This is a genomic window from Sorangiineae bacterium MSr11954 (genome assembly GCA_037157815.1).
Taxonomy (GTDB): domain Bacteria; phylum Myxococcota_A; class Polyangia; order Polyangiales; family Polyangiaceae; genus Pendulispora; species Pendulispora albinea.
Genome location: CP089984.1, coordinates 9,813,274 through 9,833,494, shown reverse-complemented (window position 1 = coordinate 9,833,494; position 20,221 = coordinate 9,813,274). Strand labels below are relative to the sequence as shown.

Genomic DNA, 20,221 nt, shown 5'->3' with positions numbered 1-20,221 from the left:
CCTCATCACCGACGCAAAAGAACGTAGACGGCCCCGGCCCCGCCGTCTTCCTCGCGCGCGCTGGCAAAGGCCGCGACGTGCGTGCTCGAGGTGCCCTGCGAGAGCCACGCGGCGATCTCGCCCCGAAGCACGCCGAGGCCGCCGGGCGAGTGCTCGCCTTTTCCGTGTACGACCAGAACGCACCGCTCGCCGCGCTCGCGCATGGTGTGCAGGAACGTCTCGAGCGTATCGCGGGCCTCGCCGGCGCGCTGGCCATGCAGATCGATGGTCCCGTCGATGGGAACGAGCCCGCGCCGGACCCGCCGCAGCCAATCGGAGGGAACGTCCACCCGGCGGCCCTCCACGTGGCGGCCGTCGTCGGAGACCTCGAAGCGCGAGCCGCCTTCGACCAGGACGCGCAGGTGCTCGTGCACCTCGTCGCTCTCTTGCTGAACCCGCGCCTGCGCCGATTCACGCTGCGCGCGGGCGTCCGGATTCTCGTCGCGCCCGTGCTGCGCTCGGGCCACCCGTCCGCGCGTTTGATCGAGCGGCGTGACCCCGCTGACCAGGCGATGGAACGCCAGCGCATCCTCCTCCGAGCGGGCGAGCTCCGATGCGGCCTTGGCGGCCGGGGTGCGCGGCTTCGAAGGTGCAGCCGGGCGCGCGCCCGCGGCAGACGGCCGCTTGCCGCTCGCCGTCTTGGGCGCTTCTTTTTTCTTCTTTTCCTCCTCGACCAGCTTGTCGCGCAGCTCGCGCAGCCCCGCGAAGGGCCCGTCCGGAGCCTTACTTTTCTTGACCATCGGCGCCTCCTTGCTCGGCGGTTGGGGACGAGGCCTCTTCGGGTTGCCGTTGCCGGTCCCGCAAGAGCCGCCCGACCGCGATTTGCACGCTCTTGATGCCGGTGAGCACGCCGTCCTCGTAGTGCCAGTCGGTATCGTGAAGCTCCGGAAAATCATGCGGATTTTGCAGATCTTCCAGGACGAGGCCCGGCTTCAGACGCCGCGCGAGGTCGAGCACTTTCTTCGTCTGAAGGGTTTCCATTTCCTTCAGCAGCATCTCGAGTTCATCGAACCGAAGGGTCAAAGAATTTTCCATTATTCAATCTTCTTCTTGGCCAAGCCGATTTCGTAAAGAGCATCGATATCCGAAAGCTCGACCTCCGTCGCGATCGCTTGCTCCGGGTAGATGGCTACCGTCGCGCCCTTCGCGGGGCAAATGCCCAGGCAGCCCGTCTGCGTCACCCACACGCTCCGGATCTCGCCGCGTTGCTGAACGCGCTTTTTGAGCGCGGCATAGACGGCGTCTCCGTTGGCGCTGCACCCGGGGCCGAGCGGCGAGTTTTGCCTTCGGTTGCAGCACACGAAGAAATGAAGCTGCGGATGAAGCGGTGCCTTTTTCATGAGGAGACGAGAGCGAGTTTGCCAGGTTCGATTGCAATGGCCCGACGATCCGGATCATAAAGGATCCGGGTTTTTTCGTCGGTCCACCCTCGCAGGTGCTGGACGAGCCGTCTGGTCCGCCGGATGACCGCCATGTTCGAAATGAAAGTGGCGCGATATTTACCTGGTATTCGGGTCAACGGCTGGAATGAAACACCCCGGCTGCGTGTGAGCTCCATGTGACACCCCGCGGTTCGCTCGTTGCATCGCAGAAAAAGAGAGCCTCTCGCGACACCCGCACGGCGAAGAAAAAAATGGCCCGGCCGACTCCGCTCCCACCCGTCGATCGCCGCCGCGCGATCGCGCTGTCCTCTGATGTTCCAGGTGCTTCTGGTTCCTCTGCGCCGCCCGATCGCCGCGTCATCCTCGGCGCCGAGTTGGGTCGGGGAAACGCATCCACCGTCTTCGCCGGCGTCCTCGAGTCGCCGCACGGTGTGCAGCGTCGCGTCGCCGTGAAGGTGATCGATGCGTCGACCCACGATGAACAGGAGCCGGTGCCCACCGCCATCTTCAACGCGGTGAAGATGGCCGCCTTGATCGTGCACCCCAACGTGGCCGCGACCTACGAGGTGGTCTTCGAAGGGCACACCGTGATGATCATCAGCGAGCTCATCGACGGTTGCACCCTCGAAGCTTTCATCGATGCGTATACGAAAATGGACCGCAAGGTTCCCCCGGATCTGGCGCTCTTCATGGCGACCGAAATCGCCGAAGGCCTCGCCGCCGCGCGCGACACCCGCAACCTCGAAGGCGGGCTCCTCAACATGAGCCATGGCGAGCTCTCGGCGCGCGAAGTTCTGGTGTCGTGGAATGGCGAGGTCAAGCTGACCGACTTCGGCCTGGCGCAGGCGATTCGCCCGGCCTCGGGCGTTCGCAACATTCGCTCGTTCGCGCGCCGCGCGGCCACGCTTGCACCGGAGGTCGCCAAAGGACGGCGCCCCGACGCGCGCTCCGATGTGTTTGCGCTGGGCATTTTGATGCGCGAGATGCTCGTCGGCCCGCGCTGGTCGCCCTCCATCAGCGATCAAGATGCTTTTGCGCGCGCCCGCGAAGGTGACATCGAGATGAACGTGCTCGAGCCGCGCCTCTACGAGCCGGTCGCCGAGATTTTGAACCGCGCGCTGGAGCTCGATCCGTCGAACCGGTTTCCGCACGCGGGGGCCATGGCCTTCGAGCTGCGCCGCGCATCGTTGCCGCTGGGCATCGGCGACAACCGCCTCTTTTTGCGCCATGCCATGCACGACATGCTGGCCATTCCGCCCGAAACCGACCAAGCGTCGGAGGCGGATCGCACCGCGCCCGCGCGCCGCTCGCGTACCGGCCACCTCTAGTCGAGTTGGCTCGCGATCGCTCGCGCTCACCCGCGATGGGCGCAATCAACTCGAAACGAGAGCGCTTTACGGGCGGGCGCTTCGAAGGAAGCGCTCCAGGGCGAGCACCGCCAGGGCGTGGGTGATGCGGCCCTGATCGAGGAGCTCGGCGATCTGGGCGGCGGGGACGAGGACGACCTCGCACTCCTCTTGATCGTCGAAGGCAGTGGGGTGCGTGGGCTGGGCTCCGCGGGCGAGGAACATATGGCAGCGGTTGTTCGACAGCGCCGGGTTGGGCTCCACCGTCGTCAGGAGCTCCCAGCTCGGTGCGGTGTAACCGGTCTCCTCGAGGAGCTCCCGGCGCGCCCCGAGCTCGGGCGCCTCGCTCGATTCAATCACACCGCCCGGCACCTCCAGGCTCAGGGCGTCGCTTCCAAAGCGGTATTGCCAGATGAGAACGACGCGATCGTCGGGGGTTACGGCCACGACATTGCACCAGTCGGGGCAGGTCATCGTGTAAACGTCGCGACGCGAGGCGCCGAGATGGTCGGTGACCTGATGATGCAGCACGTCGAACACTCGGTAGCTTCCCTCGGTGCGCGAGGCAGAGAGGTTCCACTTTTGGATGCGCGGGGGCTCGAGCACGAAGGGCGGTGATTTCATGGCGCGGTCCGCATTCTAGGGCCACAAGTGCCGGAGAGTGCCCGAGGTCGCTCCCATCTCAGGCGCCTGCGACCTCGGCCTCCAGGTCCGGGACGAGGTCGGGGGGGAAGCGCCCCGAATCCGCGCACGCAGGAGGTGCGCGGGACGCTCGGAAGCCCTATATGCTTTCCCACGATGCTAGGTCGTGCTGTTCGCTGGATCAGAGACATTCCCCGCAAGTTTGCCGTCATTCGCGAAGACGTCCAAGCGGTGTGCAACAACGATCCGGCCGCCCGCTCGCCCTTCGAGGTCATCCTGGTGTACCCGGGGCTGCACGCCTTGTGGTTCCACCGGGTGGCGCACCATTTTTGGGCGTCGGGCTTCTACCTCCCGGGCCGGGTGGTGAGCCATGTGAACCGGTTCGTGACGGGCATCGAGATCCATCCGGGCGCGCGCATCGGCCGCCGGGTGGTGATCGACCATGGAATGGGCGTGGTGATCGGCGAAACGGCGGTCGTGGGCGATGGGTGCCTCCTCTACAAGGGCGTGGTGCTCGGCGGGACCACGCTCACCCACGAGAAGCGCCACCCCACCTTGGGCAAGAACGTCGTGGTGGGCTCCAACGCGTGCATCCTGGGCGCCATCGAGATCGGCGACTTCGCGCGCATCGGCTCCGGCAGCGTGGTGATCCGCCCCGTTCCTGCCGACGCCACCGTGGTCGGCGTGCCGGCGCGGGTCATCGTCCCGGCCAAGCACCGCTTCGACGCGGCGCTGGACCACGCGAACCTGCCCGATCCCATCAGCGACATGATCCGCGCCCTGGCCGCCCAGAACGAGCGGCTGCGCGAGCGCCTCTCGCGCATCGAGGCGCGGCTGGACCTCGATCACGATGAGCGCGACAACAACGTTCACTTGCCCTATGAGGGAGACGAGCTTCCGCCGTTGGATGGGGGATGAACCGAGGAAACGCGGGCGGTGCTCGAAGGTCATGACCAAGAAAAAAGCTGCAGCGACCGCCGATGGGGAGAAGCTCATCGTCAAGAACAAGAAGGCGTACTTCGACTACGCCGTGGAGGATCACTTCGAAGGTGGCTTGGTGCTCCTGGGCGGTGAGGTGAAATCCCTCCGCGACGGGAGGGTCGAAATGGTCGACGCCTTCGCCAGCGTGGAGCGCGGTGAAATCTGGCTCAAACAGCTGACCATCGCGCCCACCGAGCAGGCGCGCGCCTTTCCGCACGAGCCGCGCCGGCCGCGCAAGGTGCTCCTGCACGCGCGCGAGATCGATCAAATCGGCAAGCGGATCCAGCGCGAAGGCTACACGATGATCCCCCTTCGCATTTACTTCAAGAACGGCTTCGTCAAGGTGGAGCTGGGCCTCGCCAAGGGCAAGAAGACGCTCGACAAGCGGCAAGACATCGCGCGCAAATCCGCCGACCGCGAGGCGCGCGCGGCCATCGGCCGAGGGCGCAAGGGCAACGAATGAGCACGCACCTCCGATGGCTCAAAGGCGGCGAGGCCGACGTCACCCGCGTGACCGGCGATGCCGTGGTCTTGCGTTCGACCATTCCATCGCCGCCTGGCTCGCGCATCGATGGCGCGCTCACCGCGGGCGGCGACGCCTCCGTCACCATTCGCGTGAAAATTCACGCCTCGAAGCGGCAGGACGACGGCTCCTTCGTGCTCGAGGGGCGCCTCATCGACGTGACCCGCGAGATCCGCGAGCGCCTGGTGGCGCTGGCGGGCGGGTGAAGGTCACCTCTTCGCGCTTGCTGCGTTGGCGCGACGGGCGGCGAGGAGCAAGCACGCGCCGCCGAGCAGCGCGAGGGCCACGGAGCTGACCTGTTGCGGGACGTCGTCGGGGGCGACGCCACCGAGCAAATTGTGCAGGTTTCCGCGCGGGGTGAAGAGCGCGATCGTGCTGGAGGTGTCGCCGGCGCTCGAGCCGAGGAGAAAGTCGAGGACGAGAAAGGTGGCGCGCCCGCCGCCGCCGCGGCCAAAGGTGGCGCCGAGGGAGAACCACGCCGCGTAGCATGCGCCGCCCAAGGCGCCGATCCAGAGGCTGGCGACGAGGTCGGCCCCGAGGTGCGGGCTTCCTGCGATGGCGACGGCGGCGCCGCCGACCAACCCGGTGACGGCGGCGCTCACGCCCATGGCGGTGAGCACCGTGGCCAGCGCGACGCGCGAGGGCGATGCACCCAGCGCGACCACCGGGCGAATGGCCTCCTTGAGCCCTTCGCCGCCCAGCGCGCTGCCGACGGCGGCGAACGCGAGCAACGGCGCCACCACGTTGCCGAAGGCCCCGAGCAGGATGCGATCGGCGCCCGACCCACCTCCGGGCTGGCGCGCCGCCAAAGCCGACACGATGGCGAAGGCGCTCCAGAGCGCGATGGAGAGCCATGCGCGCGGCGCGTTCGTGAATCGGGCGAGCGGTACGCGGGCGAGGATCACGGCTTTTGCTCCTCGAGCCGGAGCGCGTCGAGCGTAACGCCCGAGGCGAGGACGGCGCGCGAGACGGCGCCGGCCATCGCCAGGGGATCCGTCCCTCGCACGATCACGCCGTGATCGCTGGCGACGATCGCGAGCGCCGCCTCTTCGCGGGCCAGCGCGCCGGCGAGGATCCGCGGATCGCTGGCCACGACGTGAAGCTCCACCTCGGACGGGCGGTGCGGGGCCGCCTCGGAGAGGACGCCGCGCTCGAGGGTCAGGTGCTTGTCCGTCAGGGCGCGCGCGTCGCGCGGGGAGGCGGTCCCAATCACGATGCACGCCCCATCTTTCGCGCGCTGTCGGAGGAGCTTCGGCAGCACCGAAACGGCGCGCGCATCCATGGCCAGGAAGGGCTCCTCCACCAGAAGAACGCGCACCGCCTGCGAGGTGAGCGCTTCGGCCATGGCCACCGCCCGGATCTCCGCTCGATCCAAGGTGCGCAGCCGCCGCGGCGCCAGCGACTCGAGCCCCAGCTGCGACAACCGCGCCACCGGGTCGGCGGCCGAATTTCGTGCGGTAGAACCGGCCGCAGCCGAATTAACTGCGGCCAAGCCACCGGCAGCCGAATTTCGTGCGGCCGAGCTCCCGGCGGTACCATCCCCGCGAATGGCGCGCGCGAGCTCCAGCGCCTCGGCGACGCGCAGCTCGTCGGGCAGCACCGCGTCGAGCGGCACATAGCCCACGGCGCGGCGGATCTCCGGCGCATCGGGGGAATCGCCGAGGACGGTCACGCCTCCGGCTTTGTGCCGCACGCGCGCCGCGAGGACGTCGAGCAAGAGGGAGACGCCGTCGCTCTTGGTGCCGAGGATCGCCCAAATGCCGGCCCCGAAGCTCGCGGAGAGCGGGCCGAGCCCGACGGGTGCCGCGCGCGCCTTCGTTCGTTCGAGCTCGATCATCGGCGTCGTACTCGCTCCACGCGCGGGCTCCAGAGGTACGGAACGCGCTCTTGCTGAAGGTTTGCCACCTGCTGCTTCACGTACGCAAATGCAGCGACGGCGACCAGCCCCAGGACGACCGCCGCGCGCACGAACCGCTCCACGTCGACATGCTCCGGCATGAGCGCACCGCGCAAGGCCGCGAGCGCCGAGGGGAGCGACGCGAGCTCGCCCCACGATCCGGGCAGCAGCGCCTCCGTCCATGGAAGGAGCAGCTCCGGCAGGAAAATCACCAGGAGCAGCCCAAAATAACCCCCCGCGCGCGTGCGTGCCCCGAGGGCGGCCACCGCGAGCGGCGCCAGGGTCACCGCAAACGCCGCGGCGTAGACCAAGGAGGCGAGCGACGACTGCGCGCACGACAGCGCGAGCCCCGGCCGGCGCGCGACCAGCATCGCCACCAGCCCCGTCAGGAGCGCGCCGCCGCCCACGATGGCGAAGAGGGCGACCGCGAGCCCCGAGAGCCTCGCCCAGAGGTAGGGCTTCACCGTGCCGCCGCGCGCGCGCAAAAGCTGCCAGATCCCTTGCTCCCGATCGCGGCGAAGCACCTGGGTGGCGCTCGCGAACGCAAGGAGCAACCCCGAGCCCCACGCCAGCGCGCTGGCCGTCAGCGAGGGCAAAAGCTCCAACGGGGGGCGCGACTCCAGCCGGCCCATGAGCGCGGCGAACACGATGGCGCTCAGGATCACCAGCCCCGCCAAGCCGGCCGCGAGGCGTGGAACCAGCCCGCCGAGCGCAAGCGCAGCGCCGAACCGCACGAAATTTCGCTTACCTCTGTGACCGGATGCCTGCACCGACATGTCCGCTAGGGGTGGGCCCGTGCTACATCACGAGACCCTCGACGTGTCGGATACTACGCGAAGAGACTTGATTTGGGGCAAAGTTGCCAGATAGGCCACCGCGTTGCCCTCGGCAACCCGGCCGACCCCGAAGCGACCCGAAGTAAAGCCCGATGACGAACCCCCCTTCGCCGCAGCCCCCGTTGTCCTGGTGGCGGCGCGTCCTCGCGCGGCGGGCGCTGTTCCCCAGCAGGGCCCGATGACGAACCCCCCTTCGCCGCAGCCCCCGTTGTCCTGGTGGCGGCGCGTCCTCGCGCGGCGGGCGCTGTTCCCCTTCGTGGCCACGGCCCTCTACGGTGTCTCGGCCGCCCATGGCAGCGGGACCGTGGATATTTACGGGCAGGTGTCGTCGGGGCTGGACTTCGGCGGCTGGTGCCTGGCTTTTTCCTGCATCGGGCTGGCGATTCACGCCGCCTTTCGCACCAACACGAACGCGGCCCTGGTGGAGTGGGCGCTGGGGCTCGTCCTGGCCTCGATCGCGGGGATGCCCAACCCGGGCTGGGCCGATGCCTTCGGGAGCGTGGGCGCGCTCATCGCGTGCGTGGCGGCCACGCGGGCGATGGATGCGGTCGAACCGGTTCCCTCGCTGGCCTCGACATGGCGCCGCGATCGGCGGCTCACGGCCGCGGTCTACGCGTCGATCGTCGTCTTCTGGCTCCTGGCGGGGTACGCCCACGTCACCTTCGCGCTGGACTCCGACTCGATGTTTCGCGCGCACCCGCGACCCTTCGCCACCATCTTCGGCGTGCTCGGCGCGGCGGGGCTCTTCGCGGGCTGCGTTCGCACGGGGACCGAGCGCCGCTTCGAGCTAGGGGTCGCCGAGCGTTTTCGTGCGTCGGCCGCCATGCTGGCCGGCTGCGTGGTCATCGCCTCCATTTTGGCCATGGGCTCGCTCCTGATCGCCGACCGGGCCGTGCGCCTCTCGATGACCGTGGCGTCGGTGCTCATCGTGGCCATCTCGCTCCATCGCGACGCGGTGACCATCGCCCGCGCGTCCCGCATCGGCATCGTGCTGACCGGCGGCCTCGGGCCCCTCTCGCTGATGGCCGCGCTCATCGCCAGCGACCGCCCCTTCGACGCGGGCTGGATCGCCTCCGGCGCCGCCGTGGCCGCGGCCTTCGTCGGCATGGGGGCTTCGCGGCTCGCGGCCGGTCTCCGGCCCGCGCGCGGCGCGTGGCTCGACGCGATGGAGCTCGCCGAGACGGCCCTCTTGCGCAACGAGCCGGAGGACGCGCTCCGCGAGGTGCTGGTCGCCTTGCGCGAGCCTGCGGGCCCCAGCGCGCCCTCGCCCGAGCTCTGGACCTTCGATCCGATGCGGGTGCTTCGCATCGATCTGGCGGGCTACGCGCACGAGAGCGAGAAGATGCTGCTGCCGGAGCTGGTGCCCGTGGCCTCCATGGAGCGCGAGGCGGTGCTGCGGGTCGAGGTGCTCGAGGCGCTGGAGGTGCGAAGGCCCGATCTGCGCCCGGTGCTGCGCTGGATGGAGGACCGCGGCGCCCTCGCCAGCGTGGTGATCACGCGCGACGGCGAGCCCGAGGGCGTGCTGGTGCTGCCGCGCGGCGAGCGGGTGGAAGCGTTCACCCTCGAGGAGGTGCGCGCGCTCAAGCGCCTGGCCGATCGCCTCGCGGCCGCCTGCCATGCCAAGAGCGCGGCCGCGCGCGCCCGCCAGCGCGAACGCGATCTGGTGCGCCAAGCCGAGGAGGCGGACGAGCTGGGCGAGCGGCTGATCCACGCGGCCTCCATCGACACCGCGCGCTACGTGCGGGCCACCGCGCGCCTGGCGAGGCGCGCCACCGTCGGCATTTACTCGCCGCGCGCGCGCCTCGCGTACGACGCGCTCGAGCGCCGCGCCAAGGCGGGGGCGCCGGTGGTGATCGTCGCCAAGAGCGGCATCGACCCGGTGCCCTACATCGCCCGCGCGCACTTGGCGGGGGCGCGCAGCAAGGCGCCTTTGGTCATCGTCGACGGCACGGCCGCGCGCGAGCACGAGACGGCGCGCTGGTCCGATCCGGTCGAGTCCCCGCTGGCGCTGGCCGACGATGGGGTGCTGGTGCTCGTCGACGGCGCCGCGCTGCCCCCCGAGGTGCAGCGGCTCATTGGCCAGGTGCTCGCGGAGCGGCGCACGCCTTGGGAGCGCGCCAAGCCGTTCGATACGGTGCTGGTGCTCACCACCGCCACCTCCGTCGAGGAGCTCCTGGAGTCGGGCCGCCTGGACAACGGGCTCGCGGCCCGCCTCGAGGGCGCGCTCGATCAACGCATCGAGCTCCCGCGCCTCTCGGAGCGGCCGGAGGACGTGCGCGCCATCCTCACCGATCGCCTCGCGCGCGAGGGCATGCGCATCTTGGGCACCCCGGTGGGGCTGGAGGACGCGGCGTTCGCGCGCTTGGTCGAGTACCCCTTTCCGGGCGAGGACGCCGAGGTGGCCGTCTTGGTGCGCAAGCTCGTGCAGCGCTGCGCCGCAGGGCTCGGGGGCGCTCACGTGGGCGAGGAGGGGCTCGGGGGAGCCGTTCGTTTGGTCGTGCGCGCGGCCGACATCGATGCCCTCGATCTCACCGCGCCGCCACAACCTACACCGCGCCGAGGCATTCGCTTGCTCTAGAGACGAGGCGAAGCCGGACAACGGGAGACAAACAAGACAAAACTAGACAAAACCAGACAAGATGAGCTGTGCACGCATTTGCGGTGTTTCCGTGCGAATGACGGCCGTTTGCTTGTCGTAACGCTTTTCCCCGTGTTACCAGTTTTACTGTCATGCAAAGCGCGATGCGGATCCTCTCTCGGGTGAAGTTTTCCACGGTAGGCACCCTCGTCGCCGCCATGGCCGCGACGACCGCCATGGCGGGTATGTGCGTGGGTTGCGGCAGCAACGCCGACGAGCCGTACAAGCCGAATCCCGCGTGGTCAGGGCGCAAACCGAGCTTGCCGCCCGTGCCGTCGCTCCCCACGACGCCCATCAAGACCACCGACGGATACACCGTTTATGGCGCGATTCACCAAATGCGCAGCAGCATCCACAACGCCGAGGTGACCTCCAAAGAGATTACGGTGGTCGGCTACATCGTGGACTCGAACATCGCCACGGCGCCCAAGTGTGCGGTGCACAAGACGGGTAAAAAAGATCCGGACGACTGCAAGACCGATATCCCCACCTTCACCATCGCCGACAACAAGGGCGACACGAAGGGGCCGCAGATCAAGGTCATGGGCTGGGCGTCGAACTTCGCCAACGTGTTCGAGGCCCTCGAGAAGTACAAGAACCTGAAGGAGCCGCCGAACGAGAAGCAAGTCTACAAAGACGAGCTCTGGGCGATCGACGTTCCCTTCCCGCTGCCCGCGGTGGGCGCCAAGGTGAAGGTGACCGGCAAGTACGGCGTCAACTTCTCCAAGTCGTCCTCGGGCATCGCCGCCGATCCGCTGAGCGGCATCATCACCTACACCAAGATCGACGTCATCGAGGAGGCGCCCGAGAAGGCCGCCTTCGCAAAGAACGACGGGAAGAAGTGAGCGAAGGCGGCCCATAGGTCGCGCCCCAAGCTCCCTTCGCACAGCGGCTGCAAGTACACCTCCAGCGCCGCGCGCTCGGTCCGCGAGAACGCGCCGCCGTCCTGCGCGATCTGCTCGCGCGCGGCGATCGCGCCCGCCACGCGCGCAAACGCCGTCTCCGGCTCCTCGTGCGTGAGCGGCGCCGCGGCCGGTGCAGCCTCCGCATCGCCGCGGAGCACGGCGCGCTGCGCGGCCGCCAAAGCAATGTCGCCGAGCAGCACCATGGCGATCATCGTGTCGCGCCACGCTTCGGCGGCGACCAGCGCGCGCGTGGCGCGGCCCAAGGCGCTATGAACGGCGGACGCCGGCTGCGCGCGCAGCGCCCGGCCGATCAAGGCGCGCCCCGCGCGGGTCGTCACCAGCCGCAACGTTCCATCGCTCCAGACGAAGCCGGGATCGGCGCGGTCCAACGTGGAAAAATCGGTGAGCGGCGTCTGATGCAAAAAGCTGTTCAGCGCCCGCGAGAACGCGAGCTTGTCGAGGCCTTGGTCGGGCGAAGGCAAATCCGGGAGGCCGCGCTGCTCCTTCTTCACGTGCACCCTCCGCAGCTCCGGCCACGTCATCAGGCGTGGCGGCGGCGTGGTGCCGAGGAAGGTGCGCGAGCCGACCCACCACGACACGGTGGTATCGAGCCGCGCGATCTCGAACATGCGCGCAAACCACGTGTGCCGCGAGAGCACCTCGCCCACCGTGCGCGGGCGGGTGATCTGGTCGAGCGTCTCGAGCGCGATGCCCCGGAGCTTGTCCGTGGCCCGCCCGCGAAAGAGCCCGTCCAGCGACGGGTGCGTCGACTGCACCAGATCGTGCAAGCACGCCGCGAGCGCCCACTCCTCGGGCGTCGCGTCCGCGAGCCGGTCGACCGGCCAGAGCCTGCGCGCGTACCGAATGCGTGTAAGCTGCACGAGCCTTTGCCGATCGGTGTCCGCCACCAGGCGCTCGACGCCGATCTGCAGCGCCGCGCGGCCCCCGATGGGCTTCCCCGGCCGCATCTCCCCGCCCAGCACGAGCGGCGCCATGAAGTCGACGAAGAGCTGCTCGGCGATGGTCCCGAGATCGAGCGTCGCCACCGGCTACGACTCCCCCGACGGCGCGCCCGACGCGCCCGGGCCCTTGGGGGCCTCGCGCTTTGGCGGAGGCTCCACGCCGCTCATGGGGAACGTTCCGAGCGGCGCGATCCGCAGATCGATCGGCGCCTCGTCCAGGGCCGACTCGATGGCCTCGGCCACCAGCGGCTCCCAAGGCTTTGCCTCGATGAGCGCCATCTCCAGCGAGGTGAACGCCGACGACTCGATGGCGAGCGCCGCCTCGTCCGGCGTGACGAACAGCACCTGCGACGACGACGCGCCCAGCGCCCGATACAGCACCTCCGGCGCCACGGCCGGCGTTACGTCGTAGCCCGCCGGGATGTACAGGTTCGGATGAATCTCCACGAAGAACGTGCCGAGCGGAATGGCCTCGATCCCCAGCGGCGCGCGCAAGAACGCGCCGCGCGCGGTGATCGCGATGCTCGTCTTTTGAATCGTCTCCCGGGGGAGCGCGTACGAGAGCCGGCGCAGGAGCGGGATCTCCGCGTCCTTGATCCACGTGGCGGTCACGCTTCGCCAGGGCGCGGTCGAGGGCGTGACCCGCAAGGGCACGCGCACCGACTCCGCCTTTCGCAGCGCCTCGGCCAACGAGCCCTCCGCCTTCGGATCCGAGCGCAGCTCGATGCGCGCAAAGACGCGCAGATCCCCCATCTGCGGCATGCGCGGCAGCACCCACGGCTCGCGATCGCGCCCGCGGAGCAGCACCAGGCCCTTGGGATCGAACACCGGGCACGCCCGAAGCTGCACCGGGTGCCGATACCCGGCCTCCACCGCCACCCCGGGCCCCACGGGAAAGAACGTGGTGATCCCCGGGGTGGTCTGCATCAAGGGCCGCATGCGCTCGGGCAGATCCGGCACCCGCACGATGGTGCGCCGGATGGGCCCATCGTCGAACGCGCTCGCCGGCGGCCACTCGCCCACGGCGACCTCGCCGTCGACGCGCGAGCGCACCAAGTAGTGAATGAGCGCGGGCCCCAGCCCCGGCTCGGCGACCAAGAAGCGCGATCCCGGCGTGGTGTTGGTCGTGGGATCGACGTGCGGCATCAGCCGGAGCAGCAGCGCGCGCAGCTCGATGGTGCGCTCCACCTCGTACACCTGCGAGAACCGGTCGTGGTAGAGCGACAGCGCCGCGTCCGTCGCCAAGAGCTGCGACGTATCGTACCCAAAGGGGGCCGCCGCGTCGCGGTACTGCACGAAGTGCCGGCTGGTCCCCGTGAAGATGAACCCGCCCGTGAGCCGCGCCGTCTCCGCCATGCGATCCATGCGGTCGCTGGACTCGGCGGCGAACGACAGGGTCAGCTCCCGCGTCCCCAGCTTGGAGCGCACCAGCTGAATCTCGAGGCTGGGCATCAAATCCTCGAGCGAGTACTCTTGCGTGTAGACTGCAAGCAATGCCACCAGGCGATCGATCGACGCCAGCAGCACGAGCCCTTTGGCGCCGAGCGCGACCCCCTTGGCATCGAGCCCGAGCCCGGGGGTTCGCAGCCGCGTCTGATGAAGTGCAATCCGCTCCAGCATACCGCGTCAAAGGTAGCAGGAGGGCGCCCCGCTCGCGAGGAGCCGCCCTCCGAGATGCCTGAAACGCTCGGTCAGAGCTTTCCGCGCAAGAGGCCCACCTTGATCCCCGAAGGCATCGCCGGCGCCCGGTAGACGCGGTGGGTGGCCGCGCGGAAGTCGGCCTCGGTGGCGCGGTAGATATCGGTGAACGTCTGCGGGTTGCGATCGACCAGGGGGAACCAGCTGCTCTGCACTTGCACCATGATGCGGTGGCCGGCCCGGAACGTGTGGAACGTGTCGGGGGTGGTGAAGCGAACGAGGGTCGGCTCGCCCGGCTTGAACGGCGCGGGGTTCTCGTAGCTGTTTCGGAACTTGCCGCGCATCACTTCACCGCGCACCAGCTGCTGGTATCCGCCCATGTGCACGCCGGTGGGGTTGGGCGTGGGATCGGGGTAGTCCGAGGGGTATACGTCGATGAGCTTGACGACGAAGTCGGCGTCGGTCCCCGTGGTGGAGACCCAGAGGCTGGCCTCGATGGGGCCCACCAAGGTGACATCGCCTTCGAGCACGCCGGTCGAATAGGTGAGCACGTCGGGCCTGCGCGAAGCAAAGCGCTGATCCTCGACCACGTAATCGTGATCGATCCGGCTCGACACCCGATCGCGGTACGGTACCGGCTTCGCCGGATCGCTCACGTATGCGTCGAACAGCTCCGTCGCATTGGCCGCACCGGCCGCGTTCGCGCGCGCCCCCGCAGCGCCCGTGCCGGTAGCCGCGGCGGCGGGCGACGCGGAGAGCTTGCCGCCGTCTTGGAACGAAATGAAAACCGGCTTCGCCTCCGCCGGCGGCCACGCCGCGAAGCGCTGCCACGTGTTGGTGCCCGTTTCGAAGGCCCAAGCCTCGGGCGGCGGCGCCACCGATTTGCCTTTGAGGTAGCGCTGGAAGAACGGAAACTCGATTTGCTCGCGGTAAAAGAGCGATTGCTTCGCCCCGAAGCCGATATCGCCCAGACGATCGCCATCCATGCGGGCCCACCCGCCATGGCTCCAAGGCCCCATCACCAGCGTATTGTTCGCGCCCGGGTTCTGGCGCTCGAAGGTGCGGTATGTCTCCAGCGCGCCAAAGGCGTCTTCGGCGTCGAACCAGCCGCCGACGGTCATGATGGCCGGCCTCACGTTCTTGTAGTGCGGCCGGGGATCGCGCGCCTTCCAGAAGTCGTCGCGCGTGCCGTGCTGCATCAAGTCGTTCCAGAAGGAGACTTGGTTTTCCAAGTAGCGCGTATTGGCATTGGAGAGCGGGCCGAGCGCCAGAAAGAACTCATAAATATCGCCGGAGTCGTAATCGAACCAAGGCACCACTTTCTTGGTGGGCTTGGGGCGCGATTTTCCGAAGTTGACATAGAAGTCGAACGCATCGCCGAGCATGAACGCGCCCTGGTGGTGCCAATCGTCTCCAATGAACCACTCGGTGACGGGCGCCTGGGGCGAAATGGCTTTCAGCGCCGGGTGCGCGTCGATCGCGCCTTGCGCGGCGTAGAAGCCGGGGTACGAGATCCCCCAGAGCCCGGCCTTGCCGTTGTTCGACGGTACGTTCTTCACCAGCCAATCGATGGTGTCGTACGTGTCCGTGCTCTCGTCGATTTCGCCTTTCTTGGTGGCGCGCGGGCGCACGTCCACGAAGGTGCCCTCGGACATGAAGCGTCCGCGCACGTCTTGGCGGACCAGGATGTACCCTTCGCGCAGGAAGTGCACCGAGGGCGCGATGCCCTCCATGAGCCGCGGCTCGTCGGCGTTGGGGTAATGATCCGAGCCGTAAGGCTTTACGGCGTAAGGCGTGCGCTTCAAAAGAATCGGATACGTCCGCGATTTGTCCTTCGGCACATAGAAGGTCGTGTACAGACGCACACCGTCCCGCATGGGAACGAGGTAATCGTACTTCGTATAGTGCTCGCGCAGCGCGCGGGCGATGTCCGTATTGTCCGCGAGCTGCGCGGCGATGAGCGGGCTCTCCGCCGACTCCGCCTTTCGGGGCTCGGCCACCGCGCTGGGCGACGCCGCGCCGCAGGCGGCGGTGAAGAGGCAAAGGGTGAAGGCGATCGTCCTCATGTGCCGAGGAGCCGGTCGAGCCCGCGAACCACACCCCGAAGCGCGGAGACCTTGCGGATGGCCAGCAAGGTTCCCCCCACGTAGGGGCCGGCCGGATCGAGCGAGTCATGGCGAATGGAGAGCCGCTCGCTCCCCACGCCGAACACCACCTCGACCGACGACGTGTACCCCGGCAGCCGCACCGAGTGAACCTGCGTGTGCGCGATGGTGGCGCCGCGCGCGTCGCGGGCTCCGACGGTGGAGCTCACCGGCACGTGGTAGCTGGGCGCCCGCACCGCGGCGAGCTGATTGGCCAGCTCCCGCGCCGTACCGCTGGGCGCGTCGACCTTCTTCTCGTAGCTGTAATCGATGATCTCCCACGACGGGATCTCCGCGGCGGCGAGGCGCGCAAAGCGCTGCAGCAGCACCGCCGTGATCGCATAGTTCCCGGCCGCGAACACGCCCAGGTCCTTCTGCTTTGCAATCGCGTCGAGCTCGGCGTAGTCCGCGTCGGAGAGCCCGGAGGAGCCAATGACCACGTGCGCGCCATGCTCCAGCGCGGTGAGGACGTGCGCCTTCACGGCGTCGGCGCGCGTGTAATCGACGAACACGTCGCACGGCACCGCGAGCGCCTCCGCCGCCGTCCCGCGAATGACCACGTCGACTCCCGCGGCGCCGATCACGTCACCCAGGCGCTTGCCCGTGTTTGCGCGCGCGACCGCGCCCACGAGCTCGAGATCACCCGATTGCGCCACGGCCTTGGCGAGCGGCCCCCCGACCTTCCCCGTTGCACCTGCGATGGTTACACGAATCGTCATGGCCGCAAAATAGGGCGTTCTTGGCGGATGAGAAGAGCCAGTTTCCAAAGAAGGGCCGTGCCACCGCGCGCCCGCGCGCTACTGAAGCTTCCCCCGCATGAGACCCACCTTGATGCCGGACGGCATTTGCGGCGTTCGGTAGATGCGATGGGTGGCCGCCCGAAAATCGGCCTGGTTCGCGCGGAAAATGTCGGTGAAGGTCTGCGGGTTCCGATCGACCAGCGGAAACCAGCTGCTTTGGACCTGCACCAGAATGCGGTGGCCCGAGCGGAAGGTATGAAACGCGTCGGGGATGGAAAAGCGCACCCGTGCGGGCTCGCCCGGCTTGAACGGCTCCGGTTTCTCCAGGCTATTTCGGAACTTGCCACGTATCACCTCGCCGCGCACCAGCTGCTGGTAGCCGCCCATGCGTACGCCCGTCGGGTTGGGCGAGGGATCGGGGAAATCCTGCGGATAGACGTCGACCAACTTCACGATGAAGTCGGCGTCGGTCCCCGTGGTGGAGACCCAGAGGTCGGCCTCGATGGGGCCCGCGAGGGTCACGTCGCCCTCGAGCACGCCGCTCGAATAGGTGAGGACATCGGGCCGCCGCGACGCAAAGCGCTGGTCCTCGATCATGTAGTTTTCGTTGACGCGGTCCTCGAGCCGATCCCGATAGGGCACCGGCTTCGCCGGATCGCTGATGTAGGCGTCGAAGCCGGCGAGGTCCTCCGATGCCCCCACGGCCGCCGCCGACAGCTTGCCGCCCGTATGAAATGCGAGGAATGTCGGCTTGGCCTCGGGCGGCGGCCAGCTGGCGTAGCGCTGCCAAACATTGGCGCCCGTTTCGAACACCCAAGCCTCGGGCGGGGGCGGCACCTGTTTGCCTTTGAGGTGCCGCTGAAAAAATGGAAACTCGATGTGGTCGCGATAAAAATTTCCCGTTTTGGCGCCAAACGAGACGTCGCCGAGCTTGTCGCCGTCCATGTACCACCAACCCCCATGGCGCCACGGTCCCATGACCAACGTATTGGTCGTTCCGGGGCTCTGGCGCTCCACGGCCCGATACGTTTCCAGCGCGCCGAAGAGATCTTCCGCGTCGAACCATCCACCGACCGTCATGACGGCCGGCTTCACGTTCTTGTAATGCGGTCGCGGATCGGACGCCTTCCAAAAGTCGTCTCGGACATTGTGCTGCACGATATCGTTCCACGAGGCGATCTTGTTCTCGAAGTGCCGCGCGTTGACATTCGACAAGGGCCCGAGCGCAAGATAAAAGTCGTAAATGTCGGCGCCCTCGTAATCGAGCCCCTCCCAATCGTGCGCGCTCGTCTTGACGGGCTTGGGCCGCGCTTTTCCGAAGGCCGCGGCGAAGCCGATGGTGTTCGCCGCGAAGAACGCGCCATTGTGAAAGATATCGTCGCCCGTAAAGCTATCGCTGATGGGCGCCTGCGGCGAGACGGCCTTCAACGCGGGGTGCGCGTCGATCATCCCCGCGGCCGCGTAAAACCCGGGGTACGAAACGCCCCATAGGCCAACCTTGCCATTGTTCGAGGGCACGTTCTTGACGAGCCAATCGATGCTGTCGTACGTGTCGGTGCTCTCGTCGATCGCGCCCTTCGTCTTCGCGATCACGTGCGGGCGCATCTCCACGAATGTCCCCTCGGACATGTAGCGCCCGCGAACGTCTTGCGAGACGAGGATGTATCCCTCACGGATGTAATTCCGATAGCCGCGCAGCCCTCGCTCGCTCCCGTCCGGGAAATGGTCCACCCCGTAGTGCGCGATCGCGCCGTAGGGCGTGCGCAGCATGAGCATCGGGTACGTCCGCGATGCGTCCTTGGGAATGTACACCGTCGTAAAGAGGCGCACGCCGTCCCGCACGGGGACGCGGTATTCGTACTTCGTATAGTGCTCGCGCAAGGCGGCCGCGATCTCGACGTCGTCGTCCTTGATCTCGGCGGCGATCAGCGGCGAATCGGGGTTCGATGGGGCCGCTGACTTGCGAGGCTGCGCGATGGCCTCGGGGACGGGCGCGCCCACCGCGCACGCGGCGAGGCCCAGTGCCGCTAGCACGGGGAGGCATTTACGAGCTCGCGAGAGGAGAGAACGCATGGTCAAATCTTTCCCCGCAGGACGCCCATCGTGATCCCGGAGGGCATGGCCGCCGTTCGATGGATGCGGTGGGTCTCGGTGTGAAAATCCGAATCGGTGGCGCGGTAAATGTCGGTGAAGGTTTGCGGGTTGCGGTCGGCGAGGGGGAACCAGCTGCTCTGCACCTGCACCATGATGCGATGCCCCGCGCGAAAGGTGTGGAACGTGTCCGGCAACGTAAAGCGGACCAAGGCGGGCTCGCCGGGCTCGAAGGGGACCGGCTTTTCGAAGCTATTTCGAAACTTGCCGCGCATGATTTCGGCGCGCACGAGCTGCTGGTACCCGCCCATGTGGACCCCGGCGGGGTTGGGCACCGGATCGGGGTGCTCGGAGGGATAAACGTCGATCACCTTGACGACGAAATCGGCGTCGGTGCCCGTGGTCGACACCCAGAGGCTCGCTTCGATGGGGCCGGCGATCGTGACGTCGTTCTCCAAGGTCGCCATGTCATACGTGAGCACATCGGTCCGCCGCGCGGCGAAGCGCTGGTCGTCGGTCATGTAATCTTGATCGACGGCGACCCCGGATTTGGCGCGGTACGGCACGGGCTTGTGGGGATCGCTCACATAAGCATCGAAGCCCGCTTCGTCTTCCTTCGCGCCGACGGCGGAGGCGGCGAGCTTGCCCCCCGCATGAAACGATACGAACACCGGTTTCACGCCCGCCGGAGGCCACGATGGGTACGAATGCCACTCGTTCGTGCCCGTCTCGAACACCCACGCCTCCGGCGGGGGAGGGATCGCCGCGCCCTTCAAATACCGCTGAACGAACGGGAACTCGATCGCCTGGTACGAGCCGCCGCGCACCCCCACCTTGCCGCTGTTGGCCGGTACGTTCTTCACCAGCCAGTCGATGGTGTCGTACGCATCGGTGCTCTCGTCGACCCCACCCTTGACCGTGGCGTGCGGGCGTACGTTGACGAAGTCGCCCTCGGACATGTAGCAGCCGCGCACGTCCTGCTGGACCAAGATGTACCCCGAGCGGAGGTACATGGCGATGGAGTGCAACAAAAAGCCGGGCTTCTTCTCGTCCACATAGGCGTCGGGGCCATAGGGCGCGACCCCATAGGGGGTGCGCGTCATGAGGATGGGGTACGTTCGCGAACGATCCTTCGGGACGTACGCCATCGTAAAAAGGCGAACGCCGTCCCGCATGGGGATTCGGTATTCATACTTCGTATAATGTTCACGTAACGCCGCGACGATGCTCGCGGGGTCGCTCAGCTCCGCTTGGATGACGGGGGTGAGCGGCGCTTCGCTCGAAGCGGTGTTCGGCGGTGCTTCGGCCGCGGTTTTGGAGGGCGCCCCGCCGCAGGCGGCCACCGTCAGACAGAGGGCCCCCCACGAGGGTCGAGCAAGAAGGCGCATGCTTCGCCAAGAACGCACATCCATAGCGCACTCCTTCGTACGCGGTGGGGTGAAAATTTCGCGCTGCGG

General features: G+C 67.8%; 19 protein-coding genes. 6 read left to right on the top strand and 13 right to left on the bottom strand.

Translation table 11 applies throughout. The features are described 5' to 3' along the window. Positions 1-5: 5 nt before the first annotated feature. From LZC94_38355 to LZC94_38345, 3 genes are read right to left on the bottom strand one after another with little or no spacing between them, the layout of a single operon-like run. Positions 6-779 (bottom strand): Smr/MutS family protein, encoded by a 774-nt coding sequence (locus LZC94_38355; GenBank protein WXB13686.1) that lies wholly within the window; start codon positions 777-779, stop codon positions 6-8. Then, positions 763-1,074: a hypothetical protein gene (locus tag LZC94_38350; GenBank protein ID WXB13685.1), complete on the bottom strand. Its 312-nt coding sequence runs from the start codon at positions 1,072-1,074 to the stop codon at positions 763-765. Before LZC94_38350 ends, LZC94_38355 begins: the two co-directional genes overlap by 17 nt. Then, positions 1,074-1,379, bottom strand: coding sequence for a (2Fe-2S) ferredoxin domain-containing protein (locus LZC94_38345; protein WXB13684.1), 306 nt, complete (start codon positions 1,377-1,379; stop codon positions 1,074-1,076). Before LZC94_38345 ends, LZC94_38350 begins: the two co-directional genes overlap by 1 nt. A 293-nt stretch (positions 1,380-1,672) precedes the next feature. Between LZC94_38345 and LZC94_38340 the strand changes: the two genes are divergently transcribed. Continuing rightward, positions 1,673-2,749: a protein kinase gene (locus LZC94_38340; GenBank protein ID WXB13683.1), complete on the top strand. Its 1,077-nt coding sequence runs from the start codon at positions 1,673-1,675 to the stop codon at positions 2,747-2,749. A 66-nt stretch (positions 2,750-2,815) separates the two neighbouring features. On the opposite strand, the gene LZC94_38335 is transcribed toward LZC94_38340, so the two are convergent. Continuing rightward, positions 2,816-3,391 (bottom strand): NUDIX hydrolase, encoded by a 576-nt coding sequence (locus tag LZC94_38335; protein ID WXB13682.1) that lies wholly within the window; start codon positions 3,389-3,391, stop codon positions 2,816-2,818. A gap of 174 nt (positions 3,392-3,565) precedes the next feature. Here LZC94_38335 and cysE point away from each other — a divergent pair, with 174 nt between their 5' ends. From cysE to LZC94_38320, 3 genes are read left to right on the top strand one after another with little or no spacing between them, the layout of a single operon-like run. Then, positions 3,566-4,327: a serine O-acetyltransferase gene (gene cysE, locus LZC94_38330; protein WXB13681.1), complete on the top strand. Its 762-nt coding sequence runs from the start codon at positions 3,566-3,568 to the stop codon at positions 4,325-4,327. Between the two features lie 31 nt (positions 4,328-4,358). After that, positions 4,359-4,853: an SsrA-binding protein SmpB gene (gene smpB, locus LZC94_38325; GenBank protein WXB13680.1), complete on the top strand. Its 495-nt coding sequence runs from the start codon at positions 4,359-4,361 to the stop codon at positions 4,851-4,853. After that, the gene (locus LZC94_38320; protein WXB13679.1) at positions 4,850-5,119 is read left to right on the top strand and encodes a hypothetical protein; all 270 of its coding nucleotides are present in this window, start codon (positions 4,850-4,852) and stop codon (positions 5,117-5,119) included. Before smpB ends, LZC94_38320 begins: the two co-directional genes overlap by 4 nt. Positions 5,120-5,122: 3 nt before the next feature. On the opposite strand, the gene LZC94_38315 is transcribed toward LZC94_38320, so the two are convergent. The 3 genes from LZC94_38315 to LZC94_38305 are packed head-to-tail and all read right to left on the bottom strand — an operon-like array spanning position 5,123 to position 7,544. Beyond that, on the bottom strand, positions 5,123-5,818 hold the full coding sequence (locus tag LZC94_38315) for a hypothetical protein (GenBank protein WXB13678.1): 696 nt from the start codon (positions 5,816-5,818) through the stop codon (positions 5,123-5,125). Next, positions 5,815-6,750 carry an ATP-binding cassette domain-containing protein gene (locus LZC94_38310; GenBank protein ID WXB13677.1) on the bottom strand — a complete coding sequence of 312 codons (936 nt, stop codon included), beginning with the start codon at positions 6,748-6,750 and terminating at the stop codon, positions 5,815-5,817. Before LZC94_38310 ends, LZC94_38315 begins: the two co-directional genes overlap by 4 nt. Then, on the bottom strand, positions 6,747-7,544 hold the full coding sequence (locus tag LZC94_38305; protein WXB13676.1) for a hypothetical protein: 798 nt from the start codon (positions 7,542-7,544) through the stop codon (positions 6,747-6,749). Before LZC94_38305 ends, LZC94_38310 begins: the two co-directional genes overlap by 4 nt. Positions 7,545-7,824: 280 nt before the next feature. Between LZC94_38305 and LZC94_38300 the strand changes: the two genes are divergently transcribed. Further along, positions 7,825-10,224 (top strand): hypothetical protein, encoded by a 2,400-nt coding sequence (locus tag LZC94_38300; GenBank protein ID WXB13675.1) that lies wholly within the window; start codon positions 7,825-7,827, stop codon positions 10,222-10,224. A gap of 182 nt (positions 10,225-10,406) precedes the next feature. After that, positions 10,407-11,129 carry a hypothetical protein gene (locus LZC94_38295; GenBank protein WXB13674.1) on the top strand — a complete coding sequence of 241 codons (723 nt, stop codon included), beginning with the start codon at positions 10,407-10,409 and terminating at the stop codon, positions 11,127-11,129. Here LZC94_38295 and LZC94_38290 read toward each other — a convergent pair. From LZC94_38290 to LZC94_38265, 6 genes are all read right to left on the bottom strand, one after another. After that, entirely contained in the window at positions 11,057-12,235 is a 1,179-nt protein-coding gene (locus LZC94_38290) for a hypothetical protein (protein WXB13673.1), read from the bottom strand. The two genes, LZC94_38295 and LZC94_38290, sit on opposite strands and share 73 nt — an antisense overlap. 3 nt (positions 12,236-12,238) lie before the next feature. Continuing rightward, entirely contained in the window at positions 12,239-13,771 is a 1,533-nt protein-coding gene (locus LZC94_38285) for a hypothetical protein (protein ID WXB13672.1), read from the bottom strand. Positions 13,772-13,842: 71 nt separating this feature from the next. Further along, complete coding sequence (locus LZC94_38280) at positions 13,843-15,855, bottom strand: CocE/NonD family hydrolase (protein WXB13671.1); 2,013 nt, start codon at positions 15,853-15,855, stop codon at positions 13,843-13,845. Continuing rightward, a complete protein-coding gene (gene dapB / locus LZC94_38275) occupies positions 15,852-16,652 on the bottom strand; it encodes a 4-hydroxy-tetrahydrodipicolinate reductase (protein ID WXB13670.1) in 801 nt (266 codons plus the stop codon). The genes LZC94_38280 and dapB overlap by 4 nt, the downstream gene beginning before the upstream one ends. Before the next feature lie 78 nt (positions 16,653-16,730). Beyond that, positions 16,731-18,707, bottom strand: coding sequence for a CocE/NonD family hydrolase (locus LZC94_38270; GenBank protein ID WXB13669.1), 1,977 nt, complete (start codon positions 18,705-18,707; stop codon positions 16,731-16,733). Between the two features lie 41 nt (positions 18,708-18,748). Continuing rightward, entirely contained in the window at positions 18,749-20,176 is a 1,428-nt protein-coding gene (locus LZC94_38265; GenBank protein ID WXB13668.1) for a CocE/NonD family hydrolase, read from the bottom strand. Positions 20,177-20,221 lie beyond the last annotated feature (45 nt).

Bases quoted from the DNA above. Each gene is read 5' to 3' on its own strand.
- cysE (WXB13681.1), top strand. From the start codon at position 3,566: ATGCTAGGTCGTGCTGTTCGCTGGATCAGAGACATTCCCCGCAAGTTT.
- LZC94_38355 (WXB13686.1), bottom strand. From the start codon at position 779: ATGGTCAAGAAAAGTAAGGCTCCGGACGGGCCCTTCGCGGGGCTGCGC.
- LZC94_38320 (WXB13679.1), top strand. From the start codon at position 4,850: ATGAGCACGCACCTCCGATGGCTCAAAGGCGGCGAGGCCGACGTCACC.
- LZC94_38350 (WXB13685.1), bottom strand. From the start codon at position 1,074: ATGGAAAATTCTTTGACCCTTCGGTTCGATGAACTCGAGATGCTGCTG.
- LZC94_38345 (WXB13684.1), bottom strand. From the start codon at position 1,379: ATGAAAAAGGCACCGCTTCATCCGCAGCTTCATTTCTTCGTGTGCTGC.
- dapB (WXB13670.1), bottom strand. From the start codon at position 16,652: ATGACGATTCGTGTAACCATCGCAGGTGCAACGGGGAAGGTCGGGGGG.
- LZC94_38300 (WXB13675.1), top strand. From the start codon at position 7,825: ATGACGAACCCCCCTTCGCCGCAGCCCCCGTTGTCCTGGTGGCGGCGC.
- LZC94_38280 (WXB13671.1), bottom strand. From the start codon at position 15,855: ATGAGGACGATCGCCTTCACCCTTTGCCTCTTCACCGCCGCCTGCGGC.
- LZC94_38265 (WXB13668.1), bottom strand. From the start codon at position 20,176: ATGGATGTGCGTTCTTGGCGAAGCATGCGCCTTCTTGCTCGACCCTCG.
- LZC94_38285 (WXB13672.1), bottom strand. From the start codon at position 13,771: ATGCTGGAGCGGATTGCACTTCATCAGACGCGGCTGCGAACCCCCGGG.
- smpB (WXB13680.1), top strand. From the start codon at position 4,359: ATGACCAAGAAAAAAGCTGCAGCGACCGCCGATGGGGAGAAGCTCATC.
- LZC94_38335 (WXB13682.1), bottom strand. From the start codon at position 3,391: ATGAAATCACCGCCCTTCGTGCTCGAGCCCCCGCGCATCCAAAAGTGG.
- LZC94_38340 (WXB13683.1), top strand. From the start codon at position 1,673: ATGGCCCGGCCGACTCCGCTCCCACCCGTCGATCGCCGCCGCGCGATC.
- LZC94_38310 (WXB13677.1), bottom strand. From the start codon at position 6,750: ATGATCGAGCTCGAACGAACGAAGGCGCGCGCGGCACCCGTCGGGCTC.